11 protein-coding genes are annotated in these 14,344 nt (G+C 52.6%); 10 read left to right on the plus strand and 1 reads right to left on the minus strand.

Translation table 11 applies throughout. The features are described from left to right. Nucleotides 1-2: 2 nt before the first annotated feature. On the minus strand, nucleotides 3-749 hold the full coding sequence (locus AB4Z33_RS12230) for a glycerophosphodiester phosphodiesterase (protein WP_442050244.1): 747 nt from the start codon (nucleotides 747-749) through the stop codon (nucleotides 3-5). A gap of 247 nt (nucleotides 750-996) precedes the next feature. Between AB4Z33_RS12230 and AB4Z33_RS12235 the strand changes: the two genes are divergently transcribed. From AB4Z33_RS12235 to AB4Z33_RS12280, 10 genes are all read left to right on the plus strand, one after another. Further along, nucleotides 997-1,380: a metal-sensitive transcriptional regulator gene (locus tag AB4Z33_RS12235; RefSeq protein WP_442050206.1), complete on the plus strand. Its 384-nt coding sequence runs from the start codon at nucleotides 997-999 to the stop codon at nucleotides 1,378-1,380. A 17-nt stretch (nucleotides 1,381-1,397) separates the two neighbouring features. Then, the gene (locus AB4Z33_RS12240; RefSeq protein WP_442050207.1) at nucleotides 1,398-1,598 is read left to right on the plus strand and encodes a copper ion binding protein; all 201 of its coding nucleotides are present in this window, start codon (nucleotides 1,398-1,400) and stop codon (nucleotides 1,596-1,598) included. Between the two features lie 77 nt (nucleotides 1,599-1,675). Continuing rightward, on the plus strand, nucleotides 1,676-3,934 hold the full coding sequence (locus tag AB4Z33_RS12245; RefSeq protein WP_442050208.1) for a heavy metal translocating P-type ATPase: 2,259 nt from the start codon (nucleotides 1,676-1,678) through the stop codon (nucleotides 3,932-3,934). A 21-nt stretch (nucleotides 3,935-3,955) separates the two neighbouring features. Further along, nucleotides 3,956-4,882 carry a hypothetical protein gene (locus AB4Z33_RS12250; protein WP_442050209.1) on the plus strand — a complete coding sequence of 309 codons (927 nt, stop codon included), beginning with the start codon at nucleotides 3,956-3,958 and terminating at the stop codon, nucleotides 4,880-4,882. Nucleotides 4,883-5,749: 867 nt separating this feature from the next. Then, nucleotides 5,750-7,189, plus strand: a complete 1,440-nt coding sequence (locus tag AB4Z33_RS12255; RefSeq protein WP_442050210.1) for an ABC transporter substrate-binding protein — start codon at nucleotides 5,750-5,752, stop codon at nucleotides 7,187-7,189. 201 nt (nucleotides 7,190-7,390) lie between these two features. Next, nucleotides 7,391-10,387 (plus strand): extracellular solute-binding protein, encoded by a 2,997-nt coding sequence (locus tag AB4Z33_RS12260; RefSeq protein WP_442050211.1) that lies wholly within the window; start codon nucleotides 7,391-7,393, stop codon nucleotides 10,385-10,387. Next, nucleotides 10,384-11,349: a carbohydrate ABC transporter permease gene (locus AB4Z33_RS12265; protein WP_442050212.1), complete on the plus strand. Its 966-nt coding sequence runs from the start codon at nucleotides 10,384-10,386 to the stop codon at nucleotides 11,347-11,349. The genes AB4Z33_RS12260 and AB4Z33_RS12265 overlap by 4 nt, the downstream gene beginning before the upstream one ends. A 3-nt stretch (nucleotides 11,350-11,352) precedes the next feature. Further along, complete coding sequence (locus AB4Z33_RS12270) at nucleotides 11,353-12,219, plus strand: carbohydrate ABC transporter permease (protein ID WP_442050213.1); 867 nt, start codon at nucleotides 11,353-11,355, stop codon at nucleotides 12,217-12,219. A 13-nt stretch (nucleotides 12,220-12,232) separates the two neighbouring features. Beyond that, on the plus strand, nucleotides 12,233-13,735 hold the full coding sequence (locus AB4Z33_RS12275; protein WP_442050214.1) for a hypothetical protein: 1,503 nt from the start codon (nucleotides 12,233-12,235) through the stop codon (nucleotides 13,733-13,735). Further along, nucleotides 13,719-14,336, plus strand: a complete 618-nt coding sequence (locus tag AB4Z33_RS12280; RefSeq protein ID WP_442050215.1) for a YIP1 family protein — start codon at nucleotides 13,719-13,721, stop codon at nucleotides 14,334-14,336. Before AB4Z33_RS12275 ends, AB4Z33_RS12280 begins: the two co-directional genes overlap by 17 nt. The last annotated feature ends 8 nt before the right edge of the window (nucleotides 14,337-14,344 follow it).

Below are 14,344 nucleotides of genomic sequence, written 5' to 3' on the forward strand. Positions count from 1 at the left end.
GRTTACTCTCCTCTCGATTGCAGCACCTGCGCGAGTCGATCCGGATAATCGGTAATGATGCCTGCGACGCCAGCCTCAGCCAAGCTGACCATCTCGGCAGTCTCGTTGACCGTCCACGGGTGATAGGCAATGCCGTTCACGGCCGCCGCATCTACCCACTCCGGCAATACGGCATATTTACTGGCATGCAGCGCCGACGCCTGCAGCGTCTTCGCATATGCCCACGGTTCATACAGCCCTTCGACATACAAGATACCGGTACGGATCTCCGGAGCAAGCTGCGAGCATAGGGCAAGCGAATAATGATTGAAGCTGGAAATAATAACACGATCGGTTAATCCGTAGGTGCGCACCGTGTCGATGACTTGCTGTTCCATGCCTTCATAAAGAAAGACGCCGTTCTTAAGCTCCAAGTTCACTATAGTATCCGTGTCTTTCACAAGCTCCAGCAATTGCTCCAATAGAGGTACTTTCTCCTCGGCGAAGTCAGGATTGAACCAGCTTCCGGCATCCAGCAGTGCTACATCGTCATAATCGGTATCCTTGACGAATTGGTTCAGGCCTGCCGTACGCGCGAGCGATTCGTCATGGATCAGGACGAGTCTTCCGTCCCTTGTTCGTTGTACATCGGTTTCGATCCCTGTCGCGCCAAGCGCCAGTGCTTTGACGAATGCCGCCATCGTATTTTCCGGACAATAGGCGCTCGCCCCGCGGTGGGCAAAGTTAATGAGCTGCGTTGTAATCGTGATTCACCCTTTCTGATTGTTGTGTACGTTTTGTTTCAACTATAACTGACGTTTGTTACCGCAATATTAGAAGTGCTGATGGAACGGAAGAATACGTTTTCACAATAATAGTAACTGAAATGAAGCAAATAGCAAGAGTTATGTATCGGTTCTTTTACACCCTATTTTGCGGAAAAGAAATCAGGCTTTACATACCCCTGCCGGGTATGATAAGATGCAATTATCAAATATACCCCATGGAGGTATGTATATGGCGAAGGAAGAAGCGACAGACGCGAATCATAATCATCAGCATGCGCACGCTACTGACTGCGCCGCGCCGGAAGCGGGAGGCGAGCACTGCGGCTCGAAGACGGAGCGCAAGAGCCACCACTCGGACAAGATGAAGGCGAATCTGACGACTCGGTTGAACCGGATCGAAGGGCAAATCCGTGGCGTTAAGGCGATGATTGATAAGGATACGTATTGCGATGACGTGCTTAATCAGATAGCGGCAGTGCAATCGGCGCTTAACAGCGTCGGCAAGCTCTTGCTTGAAGGACATATGAAGAGCTGCATCGTTGAACGTATCCAGGCAGGCGAGAACGAAGTGATTGACGAGCTTCTGACAACGGTTCAGAAATTAATGAAATAATTTGGGAGGTAATGATAATGACAAACGTAACGCTTACGGTAGAGGGCATGACTTGCGGACATTGTGTTAGCGCGGTAGAGAAGGCGGTCGGCAACGCCGGAGCCGCAGGCAAGGTCGATCTGGCAAGCAAGAAGGTATCGGTGGAATACGATGAGGCGAAAGTGTCGTTAGACGCGATCAAAGCGGCTATCGAGGACCAAGGCTACGACGTTGTATAAGACGAATCAATACTAGTTCAATAGTATAGACGGAGGCTGCCTAGGCCTCCCTATTTTTACTTTAAAATATACCCCATATGGGTATGCGAAATGGCGGTGCAAACAAAATGAGCAAGGTGCTGGAAAGCATTCAAATTACGGGTATGACTTGCGCGGCATGCGCGAATCGGATCGAGAAGGGACTTAATCGGATGGAAGGGGTCGAGGCTACCGTCAACCTGGCGCTAGAGCGCGCCTCCGTCGTCTATGATGCTGGCAAGCAGGACAGCGCCAGGCTGGAGCAGAAAATAATCGATCTCGGTTATGGCGTCGTGAAGCAGGCGCAGGCTGAGAAAGGTGACTATAAGAAACGCGAAATTCGCAAGCAGCAACTAAGGCTGGGCGTGTCCATCCTCTTGTYGCTGCCGCTATTATGGGCGATGGCCGGTCATTTCGCCATGACGTCGTTCGTGCCCGTGCCGGAGCTGTTCATGAACGCTTGGTTCCAGCTCGCGCTTGCCGCGCCGGTGCAGTTCATTATCGGCTGGCCGTTCTACGTCGGGGCATACAAGGCTCTACGCAACGGCAGCGCAAATATGGACGTCCTTGTATCGTTAGGGACATCGGCGGCTTTCTTTTACAGTTTGTATCGCACACTAGAAACATTGAAGCCGTCGATGGCTGGGCACGGAGCGCATAATATCGAGCTTTACTACGAGACGAGCGCGGTTCTGATCACGCTGATCGTGCTTGGCAAGCTTCTGGAAAGCTTGGCGAAGGGCCGGTCTTCAGAGGCGATCAAGACACTAATGGGGTTGCAGGCGAAAGAGGCAACCGTTATACGCGAAGGGCTTGAGCAGAAGATCGCTATTACCGATGTTACGGTAGACGATGTGCTTATTATTAAACCGGGCGAGAAAGTGCCGGTTGACGGCATTGTGATATCGGGTGAATCGACAGTCAATGAATCAATGCTGACCGGCGAGAGCATGCCCGTCGAGAAACGCGAAGGCGATGCGCTCATCGGAGCAACGATCAACAATAACGGCGCGCTGCGCATGAAGGCGACGAGAATCGGCAAGGATACGGCGCTTGCTCAGATCATTCGGGTAGTTGAGGAGGCGCAAGGGTCGAAAGCGCCGATTCAGCGGGTAGCCGATCGCATATCGGGCATATTCGTCCCGATCGTAGTGGGTCTTGCCGTGCTGACGTTCATCATTTGGTTCGCATTCATTGAACCTGGCAACTTCGCACATGCGCTGGAGAAAGCGATTGCCGTACTCGTTATTGCTTGCCCATGCGCATTGGGTCTTGCAACGCCAACGTCGATTATGGCCGGCTCCGGCCGCGCCGCTGAGCTTGGCATATTGTTCAAGGGCGGCGAGCATCTAGAGAGCGCCCATCGCATAGATACGGTTGTTCTCGATAAAACGGGAACGATTACGAAGGGCAAGCCCGAACTGACAGACATTATTATCGCGAGTTCGAGTTCGTATGAAGAGAAAGAACTGCTGCGGCTTGTAGGCGCAGCGGAACGTCAATCGGAGCATCCTGTAGCCGAGGCGCTTGTGTCGGGCATTACGTCCCGCGGGATCGAACTTCCGCAATCGGAGCAGTTCGAAGCGATACCCGGTCATGGTATCGCAGCCAGTGTAGATGGGCAACAATTGTTAATAGGAAATCGCAAGCTGATGCAGATGCGGAACGTAGATGCGTCAGCGGCATACAAGGAGCAAGAGATGCTGGAGGCATCGGGCAAGACCGTCATGCTCATAAGCGTTAACGGCAGCTATTCTGGCATGGTCGCCGTAGCTGATACGGTGAAGGACACTTCGGCTGCGGCTATTGCAAGGCTTAAGCAATTAGGATTGGAAGTATGGATGCTGACCGGAGACAATGAGCGAACGGCGAAGGCGATAGCCGAGCGGGTCGGCATCGACCATGTTAGAGCCGATGTGCTGCCCGAGCAGAAGGCCAAGGCGGTGCAGCGACTGCAGGCCGAGGGCAAGAAGGTTGCCATGGCGGGAGACGGAATTAATGACGCCCCGGCACTCGCAGCGGCAGACATTGGCATGGCGATAGGCGGTGGCACGGACGTTGCGATGGAAGCCGCGGACATTACGTTAATGCGCGGCGACTTGAACAGCATAGCCGATGCGATTAAGATGAGCAGGCTGACGATGGCGAATATTAAGCAGAACCTGTTCTGGGCGCTCGCTTACAACGTGATCGGCATACCGATTGCCGCTGCCGGCTTCCTCGCACCTTGGCTTGCAGGGGCGGCAATGGCGCTTAGCTCGGTATCGGTCGTATTGAATGCGCTAAGACTGCAGCGAATGAATGGAATCGATAGATAGATGAAAGGGAGTACGCGTACGATGAATAATACAGCAGGCATAAGCCTGGCCAAACGGATAGCGTGGGCTTCGATCATCAGTACCAGCCTAATCCTTGCAGGCTGCGGTCAAGCAGAGAATCATGCCGGTCATAATAAGAGTGAGCATGAGGAAGCAGACGCAGTGAATGCGGAAGGCGGCGAACAGTCGTCCGGCGGCCATGAAGGTCACGGAGCTTCAAGCGAAGGGGAGCGGCAGACCGAGAGCGAAGCAGCATCAGATGATGCCGCTGTAAAGTGGAGCTTCCCCTCAACCGGGATTGCTGCTGGCGAGAAGGTGAAGGCCGAGGTATCCGTCTTCGACAAAAAGGGGCAGCCAATCGATAGTTTCGACATGAACCATGAGAAGCTGATGCATCTAATCGTCGTAAGCGAAGATCTGTCTTACTTCGACCATGTTCATCCCGAATATAAGGAGAATGGGAAGTTCGACGTCGAGCTTGTCTTTCCGTCGGGCGGTGCGTATAAGCTGTATGCGGATTTCATACCGGCGGGAGGCTCGGGAGAAGTCATTGCTGCGAATGTGAATGCTGCGGGCGACGAAGCGGCGGCAAGCAAGTTGACGCCAGATGAGCAGCTTAATAAGACGGTGGAAGGGATTGAAGCTTCATTATCGCTATCCTCCCATCAAGCGGGCGAAGAGGCCGAGCTAACCTTCACGTTCAAGGATGAACAGAGCAAAGCGGATATTACCGACCTGCAGCCGTATTTGGGAGCTATCGGTCATGTCGTCATCGTCAGCGAAGATTTGGGACAATACCTGCATGTGCATCCCGTCGATGATGCAGGCAGCGGCCCTCAAGCCTCCTTCCATACGACTTTTCCAGAAGCGGGTATATATAAGATATGGGGTCAATTCCAACGAAATGGCGATACCTTTGTCGTGCCGTTCACGATTTCAGTAGACTAGGAAGCTTATTGGGTACTCCAGTACCAAACTGACCCTACGTTTTGCCTGTATTTCATACAGCCTAATCGGTCCCAATTGCCTGTAAAGTTACTTTTGAGTGGAAAACATACAGTCAAACCCGGCATTTTAGCCCTCAACAGCCTTTCACCGTCCATTTGACTGCACCAAATCCAATCAAACTTTGATATCTTGTCGTTGCTAGTCATTTGAATGTATGAAATCCAATCAAATGGCTAGTACGCATCTAGAAGTTCTAAAAGTGACGACCTATTTCGTAAAAAAGTTAATCACTATCGAAAAAGATTAGTTTCAATCGAAACCTCGTCGTTGAACACGGAAAATCAACAGAATAAGCCGCCCACTGGGCGGCTTATTCTGTTTTTATATGACCTTTTTAACACCAATAAACCCAGTAATGGTGCGGACTTAAGGCGATTAACCGCCTCTGGATGGCAAACGCTTACAACTTTTATTTCGAGAATCTGGAATTAGGGGTTGAAAACAGGGAAATTCATGATAGAATAACTTATGTAACAAAATCATTAATCAATTAACATAACGGCTACTGATGGTGGAGGTGAGCTGCGGTGAATGCGATGGTTARCGGGAACATATAGGTCTAATCACGCTTCGTCATACAGTTAATGAAATTATTAATCGGTTCAGAACCACAAAGGGAGTCAATGGGAGTCATCGCGTTTGAAAGACTATAAGCCTTATATTAACCTCTTTATTGCCGGTAGTAAATGAAAACGTTTACTTTATTTGCGGATCGTTATACGTTCTCGCCGGCGCCATTATTTTTGCGTCTATCCAAGCAAGCGGTGTAAACGAATTGACGGAAGAAGACAAGGGAGGAATTTTCTAATGAAAAAGTTTGCAAGCACTTTCATTCTAGTGTTAGCGATTATTATGCTCGTATCGGCATGCTCCAGCGGATCGGGTACGACCAACACGGGCGGCAATAACGCCGGTGAGAAAGCGACGAATGCGCCTAGCAATGCGGGCGGCAACGCAGAGGGCAATGCAGAAGGCGAAGGCGGCAACGACGCTGCGGTCGAAGAAGACGGCATCGCCAAGTCGGCTATCGATCCTGCTCTCTCTGGTGAAGTTACGTTCTGGACGTTCCTAGACAACAAAGAGAAGGACGCAGAATTGCAGAAGGCGTTCAACGCCGTATACCCGAACATTAAGTTGAAAACAATCTTCGTTCCCTTCGCTGATTTGCATGACAAGTTGCAAACGACGCTTGCAGCGGGCAATGGCGCACCAGACGTAGCGCTTGTCGAGCAAGGTCAGTTCACGCGGTATAGCACGGGCGGCGTTCTTGAAGATTTGCTCCAGCCTCCTTACGACGCTGGCAAATACCAAGATCTAGTATCCGAGTACAACTGGAATCGTTGGTCGTCCATCGACGGCAGCAAGCTGCTAGGCATGCCTTGGGATGTTACGCCGGCGGTTACTTACTACCGCGCAGACATTTTCGAAGAGCTGGGCTTGCCTTCCGACCCTGCTGAACTCGGCGAATACATTCAAGATCCGGATAACTTCTTCACGCTTGCACAGACGCTTAAAGCTAACGGCAAGTATTCGATGGAATGGCGCGATTCACCGGTTCACTGGCTGGGCGATTCCCTTGGCTACTATGATGATGAGATGAACTGGGTCCGCAACACAGACGAATTCGTGAAATTCCTTGATATTTCGAAAAAGGTTAACCAACTTAAGATCGCTCCGCATGACGGCATTTACAGCGACAAAGGCAAGCAACGCGTGAAGAAAGGCGAATCCCCGATGTACGTTGCGGGAACATACGGCGCACGCGACCTTGCAATTAACTTCCCAGAGCAATCCGGCAAATGGAGAGCGACTACGATGCCTTTCGGCTTGAATGTAGGCATGGGCGGATCGACGTTCGTTATCCCTTCGCAAAGCGCGAACAAAGAAGCAGCTTGGGCATTCGTAGAGTTCATAACAACCTCTGAAGAAGCATGGAAGCTGTGGATCGAGCAATCGGTACAGCCTGACTGGAAAAACATTACAAGCCAAGAATGGTACATTACACACACGAACGAGTACCTTGGCGGCCAAGAAGATATCGCTCTTTACAATGAACTTGCAAGCAAACTCCCAGTAAGACGTTACACGCGACTTGACGGCATGGCTTGGCCGCTATGGGTTGAGAACGTTATCGCTGCGCTGGATAAAAATATCGACTCCAAGACGGCAATCCAACAAGCGCAAGAAAATATCGAGAACAAGCTGAAAGCGGAGAAAGATAAGCTGATTAGCGAGCTTCAGAAATAAGTTTTTCGCATGGGAGGCATGCGTGCCTCCCTGCTTCGGCTCGACCTATCGCTCGAAACTTTTGCGGCGCCGCGATATGCGGCGTCTACCGTTTCTTTAGCGAAGCATGTAAACATGAAAGCATGAGACTCATTCGGAACGAAAGCTGCGTCGCAATGCGACGGCGGCCGTTTACGCTGGTATGCAAGGGGGTACTCCTTGGTGATTCGTTGGCTGAAAAAGTATAGGGTAACGTTGGTTGTAATTGTCGCTTTGGTCTGCTTCGTCATTTGGTGGAACAATTCAAGGGGCTACGATGATAGCGTAATGGCAAGCATTGCGATTGATGAAAGTATTGATGAATCATCGATATTGGAAGGTGAAGACGCGGGTGGTAAGCTCGAGCCGTCTTTTAATAAATATGCGGACAGCTGGAATGAGCAGGGGGCGCAGGATGCGGCCGATTTCAAGCTGTCGATCGAATCCGCCGATTACAGTGCGATCAGCGAATCGGGAACACGGCTGGAGAGCGGGCTTGGAGACCTGGCGGGAGATTCCGTAGCGCTCATTGAAGAGGACAGCTGGGCTGAATATGCGTTTGAGGTGCCGCAGGACGGCTACTATCAAATGGGCATGAGCTACTATGCGCTTGAGGGCAAGCGTTCCGCCGTTGTTCGCAGTGTGCAGATCGACGGGGAGTATCCGTTCTACCAGGCGAAGAAGCTGGAGTTCCAGAGGATGTGGAAGGAAGAAGGCGAGCCTTGGTTCGATAACCAGGACAACGAGTTCAACCCGCGCAGGGTGGAGACCGCCGGCTGGCAATATCGCGACTTCGTCGATTCCGAAGGCAAGGTATACGAGCCGTTCCGCTTCTACCTGACGAAGGGCAAGCATACGTTGCGCATCCAAGCGGTGCGGGAGCCTGCGGCGATCGGCACGATCAATATTTTCTCGCCGGTGCATGTGCCGACTTATGAAGAGATGCTTGCTACATATGAGAAGCAAGGCTACAAGAAGATGGAGAACCAGCTCATTAAAGCGCAGGCTGAGCTATCGACCTTGAGATCCGATCCGACGCTCAAGCGGATTGAAGACCGCGAACCGGCTACGGAGCCGTTCAAGAAGGATTCCATCGCGCTTAACTCGTTCGGCGGCGCCAGCTGGCGGACCGGCGGGCAATGGGCGGAATGGGAGATTGAAGTGCCGGAGAGCGGCCTCTACGAGCTTGGCGCCAGGTATGGACAATGGTTCCTGAACGGAATGCCGGTTCAGCGCTCCATTAAGATCGACGGCAAGCTGCCGTTCAAGGAGATGGACGCCATGTCATTCCCATACAAGGCGGAATGGCAAGTCAAGAAGTTCGGACCGAAGGACGGCGATCCGTATCTGTTCTATCTGGAGCAGGGCAAGCACACGATCCGCATGGAAGTTCAGATTGGCGCGCTTGGACGGATGCTCGAGACGGTAACGGATACGACTCGCAAGATGTCGCTGCTCGGCCGTGAGGTTATACAGGTTACGGGCACGAACCCCGATCCGAACGGTGACTGGCGTCTGGAACAAAATATTACCAACCTCGTTCCGAGGCTGCAACTGATGGCGAAGCGGCTTGACGATACGATCAAAGGGCTCTATGAGCTTGGCGTCAATGAAGGCAGCTCGGAAGTGAGCACGCTCTATGAGGCGCGCGACGTGTTGCTTAGCATGGCTAGCGATACGAAGTCCATTCCTGCGCGCATGCTGCAGTTCAATGACTTGCAGGCGGCGCTCGGCACATGGGTGAACGGTCTTAGCAAGCAAAGCATGGTGCTCGACTATCTCATCGTTAAGTCGGCCGACGAAGCTTGGCCTAGACCGGATGCGGGCGCGCTCGCCAGAACGGGAACGATGCTTTACGACTTCGCGAGCTCCTTCACGAAAAATTACGGCGGCATAGGCAACGTGTATGAGGATGAGAAGGTGCTTGAGGTTTGGGTGGCGCGCGGACGCGACTGGGTCGACATCATTAAGCAGATGATCGACGAGGACTTTACGACCGAGACGGGCATTAAGGTTAACGTCAATACGATTCCTGCACAGCAGATGCAAGTGCTGTTGCTGGCGAGCACGTCGGGTCTTGCGCCGGACGTAGCGCTTGGCGTCGAGGGCGAGATTCCGATCGACTACGCGGTGCGTAACGGTCTCGTCAATCTGGAGGAGTTCAGCGACTACGAGGATGTGGCGAGCCGCTTCAGACCGGGAGCGCTCATCCCTTACAAGTATGACGGCGGCAGCTATGCGCTGCCGGAGAACCAGAACTTCAATATGCTGTTCTATCGCAAGGACATTATGGAACAGCTTGGCATTACTGAGGATCAAATTCCGGATACGTGGCAGGAAGTGATGGATCTCATCCCGCTGCTCCAGCAGAAYGGCATGGATTTCTTCTACCCGCATGCGCCGAACAATCCGGCTCTGGCAATCAATGAGTTTGCTCCATTCCTTTTCCAGCAGAACAGCGAATTCTATCGTGAGGACGGCAAATATTCGAATCTTGATTCGCCTGAGGCGATGGAAGCGTTCAAGCTGTGGACGGGATTGTTCACGAACTTCAAAATCTCGAAGCAGGCGGATTTCTACAACCGCTTCCGGTCCGGCGAGATGCCGATCGGCGTAGCGGACTATTCGACTTACGTGCTGCTGTCGACGGCGGCGCCAGAGCTTACCGGCTGGTGGGGCATGAAGCCGATGCCGGGCATCGAGCAGGCCGACGGCAAGATCAACCGTTCCACGGGCGGTCTCGCTCAGACGGGCATCATTTTCAAAGATACGGAAATGAAAGATCAGTCATGGGAGTTCTTGAAATGGTGGACCAGCGCGGATACGCAGGAGCGCTTCGGCTCGGAGCTTGAATCGCTGCTTGGTGTCGAGGCTCGCTGGAACACGGCAAACATCGAGGCGCTGCAACGCATGCCTTGGCAGTCGTCCGACATCGACGCCATCCTGGAGCAATGGGAATGGTTCAAGGAACGCGAGGTCGTTATCGGCGGCTACTACACGACAAGGCATATCGCGAACATCTGGAACCAAATCGTATTGAATGGCAAGATTCCGCGTGAAGCGGTTGAAGAGGGCGTTAAGGAAATCGATAAGGAGCTTCGCAAGAAGCGGGAGGAATTCGGCCTTAATACCGAGGATAGCGCGCAAGAGAAAACGGCAGAAGGAGGCGTAAGCCCGTGAGCATAGAGACGAGTACAGCAGCCCGGCCGGCGGCCGGCGCCGAGCGCCTTCCGAAGAAGCAGGGAAAGCTCGGCCTGCTCTGGCAGGAAATGAAGAGAAACAGGGTATCGTACCTGTTTCTCGCCCCTTTCCTTATATTGTTTACGCTGTTCACGATCGTTCCGGTCGTCACATCGGTGTTCCTCAGCTTCACGTATTACAACATCCTGGAAGCTCCGAGATTCATTGGACTGTCCAATTATCGGCTGCTGTTCGTCGACGACGACATCTTCCTGAAGGCAATCGGCATTACGCTCAAATTCGCTTTCATTACCGGCCCTGTCGGTTACGCGATGGCGTTTCTGCTCGCTTGGCTGATAAGCCAAATACCCCAGAAGTACCGGTTTTTCTATACGCTGTGCTATTACACGCCGTCCATTACGAGCGCAACGGCGATGTCCGTCGTCTGGCTCTATCTGTTCGCCGGCGACCGCAAGGGGCTGCTGAATTATTTCGCGACGCAGTTGGGCATTATCGACGAGCCGTATTTGTTCCTGCAAAATATTAATTCGATTGTACCCGTCATCGTTATCGTGTCGCTGTGGATGTCTATGGGCGTCGGCTTCCTTGCTTTCCTTGCCGGCCTGCAGAACGTGCCGAAGGACCTGTACGAGGCAGGCGGCATCGACGGCATCAAGTATAGATGGCAGCAGCTGTTCTATATTACGATTCCGTCCGTGAAGCCGCAATTGCTGTTTGGAGCCGTCCTTCAGGTCGTATCCTCGCTTACGGTATTTGACGTCAGCGTACAGCTTGTCGGCTTGCCGAGCCCGCTATATGCCGGACATACGATATTGACGCATTTATTCGATTACGCCTTTATCAAATTTGAGATGGGTTATGCGGCAGCGATCGCGGTTGTGCTGTTCTGCATGATGATCGGCCTGAACCGTCTCATATTCAGATGGCTAGGAAAGGACTGAACCATGATGACTGGCGCAGTAAAAGGCAGGAGAATCGATTGGGGCGGCATCTTCCTCTATCTATTCCTAACATTGTTCGGTCTTCTGATGCTTGCACCGCTCGTGTATATGGTTTCGACGGCTTTTAAGCCCACGAGCGAGCTATTCCTGTTTCCGCCGCGGTTTTTCGTGAACAATCCGACCTTGGTCAATTTTCGCGACTTGCTGCTTATAACCGGAACGACAAGCGTTCCGTTCTCGCGCTTTATTTTCAACAGCCTGCTGGTCAGCTCTTGCATTGTCGGCTTCGGGATATTAATCTCCGCGATGGCTGCTTATCCACTGGCTAAGCACAACATGCCGTTCCGCGGCGCGATCTTTAATATGGTTGTGCTGGCGATCATGTTCTCGCCGATGGTCGTGCAGATCCCGCAATACTTGCTCATTAGCAAGATCGGACTTATTAATACCTATTGGGCGATGATATTGCCGTACTTGGCTGCGCCTATCGGCATGTTCCTGATGACGCAATTCCTGCGCCAAATTCCGGATGCGCTGCTCGAAGCGGCGAGGATCGACGGCGCAAGCGAATGGAAGGTGTTCTGGAGCGTCATCATGCCGATGCTGAAGCCGGCTATCGCTACCTTTGCGTTGTTCAGCTTCATCTCCGCCTGGAACGACCCTTACCCGGCCATGGTATACACGACCGATCAGGATATGAAGTCGCTGCCGCTTGCGATCCAGACGATCAGCGGCGGTTACGGCGTCGTTGCGCGCGTCGGCACGCTGGCAGCAGCCAGTTTGCTGATGATTATCCCGACGATTATCGTCTTTGTCGTAACGCAGCGCATGGTGCTGCAGACGATGGCGCATTCAGGTCTGAAAGAGTAGGGGGACAACCGGGATGAACCATTTGACCAAATTCCGATACGTCATCGGTACGGCGCTGGCCGTAGCGATGCTGCTTACCGCATTGCCGCCGGTTCAATCATTTGCGGCTACGCCATATGACGGGTACACGATCAACAATCTAAGGCAAGACGTTCATTCGATTAACGGTTATGTGTACGAGCGCTCGATAGACGGCTATGAGTTGTCATCAGGGCCGTTCGTTGCGCCGGAAGACGTATTTCTTGGCGATGACGGTACGGTCTACGTCGTTGATACGGGCAACAGCCGTATCGTCCACCTGGATAAGGACAATAACGTCATCAAGATTGTCGGCGATCCGGAAGGCGACGGTATGCTGAATGAACCGAAGGGCGTATTCGTCAAGCCGGACGGCACGATCTTCGTCGCCGATACGAAGAACCAGCGCATCGCTATTTACGACAAAGAAGGCAAGTTCATGAAGGCGTACGGCAAGCCGGACAATCCGCTGCTTGGCGCGACATTCTCGTATTCGCCTTCCAAGCTGCTCGTCGACAAGCGGAACTACATGTTCGTCGTCAGCGACGGCAATACGCAAGGTCTCATTCAGATTGATCCGAACGGGAAGTTCAAAGGCTTCTACGGCGCGAATCATATCGGGTTCAGTTGGAAGCGCTTGATCGATAATTTGATCGCGACGGACGAGCAGAAAGCGAAGCTTGCTGTCGTCAAGCCGCTCGAATTCTCGAACGCGGTCCAGGACGCCGAAGGCTTTATCTATACGTCAACGCTCGGTACGGAAACGAATCAGTTGAAGCGGCTCTCGCCTGTAGGCGTGGATACGCTTAATATCGGAGAGCGCCGTTACGGCGGACGCTTCGACGCAGGTCCGTTCTCGGTGCCTTCGTTCCTCGATATTGCCGTCGACAAGGACGGCGTTATGACGGCGCTCGATCTGCAATCAAGCAAAGTGTATCAATACGACAAGTTAGGCAATCTGCTGTTCGTCTTCGGCGGCCTCGGCAATCAGAACGGCTTGTTCATTACGCCGTCGAGCCTTGACCAGTCGGACGACGGAATCGTATACGTCGTGGACAAAGGGCGCAATCGGATCGATCTGTTCCGCACGACGCCGTTCGCCGATCTCGTGCACGATGCGTCGCGTCTGTTCGTCGACGGTCGCTACAAAGAGGCGGAAGGCATGTGGAATGAAGTGCTGCGCTATAACGTCAACTTCGACCTCGCCTACCTTGCTATTGGGAAGTCGCTCTACAAAGCGGAGAACTACAAGGATGCGATGACGTATTTCGAGCTGGCAAGGTCCCGCGGCGATTACTCGCTCGCATTCAAGGAATACAGGAAAGAGTATATTCGCGAGCACTTCGGGTGGATCTGTCTGATTCTGATCGCGTTATTCGCTCTGCTGCGGTATTTGATTCCGCTCTTATGGAGAAGGCAGACGGCTTTTCTAGCCGTGCGCCGCACCGCTAGAGTCGGGTTGATTAAGGAAGGGGTGCCCCATGATCGCAACGTTTAGATTGATGCGGCAGGTGCTCGTGCACCCGATCGACTTTTTTCATGACATTCAAGAGCCTGGTCGTATCCGGTGGAGAGATGCGATCATCGTCATGGCGATGACGTATATCGCAAGAATGGCTGCCATTCTCGTTACGGGTTACGCGTTCGAGACAAGAGAGCCTTACGAAATTTCATTCCTGCATGAATTCATTTGGATGATCGCGCCGTGGCTGACCTGGACGGTTGCGAACTGGGCGGTCAGCGCCATTCTCGAAGGCGAGGGTAAGTTCAAAGAGGTGTTCGTAGGCAGCGCATTCGCGTTCGTGCCGTATGCGATCTTCATTGTGCCGATTACGCTGATGACCAATTTTATCGCGCTGGACGAAAATTCGATTTATAACTTTTTGATCAACTTCACGATCTATTGGGTCGGCTGGCTGCTGCTGCTTAAGGTTAGGATCATTCACGACTTTGAGATCGTCAAGATGCTGTGGATTACGTTCCTTAGCGTCGTCGGCGTCCTAATCATATGGTTTGTCGGCATATTGATGTTCGGCTTGATGAATCAGCTGATTAATTTTGTGGTAGATCTGTTCAAAGAAATCAACTTCCGGAGGTAGGTGAACGA

The sequence above is a fragment of the Paenibacillus sp. 2TAB19 genome, from assembly GCF_052115185.1.
Lineage (GTDB): Bacteria > Bacillota > Bacilli > Paenibacillales > Paenibacillaceae > Pristimantibacillus.

Coding starts and splice junctions, on each gene's coding strand:
- AB4Z33_RS12235 (WP_442050206.1), top strand. CDS start 997: ATGGCGAAGGAAGAAGCGACAGACGCGAATCATAATCATCAGCATGCG.
- AB4Z33_RS12240 (WP_442050207.1), top strand. CDS start 1,398: ATGACAAACGTAACGCTTACGGTAGAGGGCATGACTTGCGGACATTGT.
- AB4Z33_RS12250 (WP_442050209.1), top strand. CDS start 3,956: ATGAATAATACAGCAGGCATAAGCCTGGCCAAACGGATAGCGTGGGCT.
- AB4Z33_RS12255 (WP_442050210.1), top strand. CDS start 5,750: ATGAAAAAGTTTGCAAGCACTTTCATTCTAGTGTTAGCGATTATTATG.
- AB4Z33_RS12270 (WP_442050213.1), top strand. CDS start 11,353: ATGATGACTGGCGCAGTAAAAGGCAGGAGAATCGATTGGGGCGGCATC.
- AB4Z33_RS12275 (WP_442050214.1), top strand. CDS start 12,233: ATGAACCATTTGACCAAATTCCGATACGTCATCGGTACGGCGCTGGCC.
- AB4Z33_RS12280 (WP_442050215.1), top strand. CDS start 13,719: ATGATCGCAACGTTTAGATTGATGCGGCAGGTGCTCGTGCACCCGATC.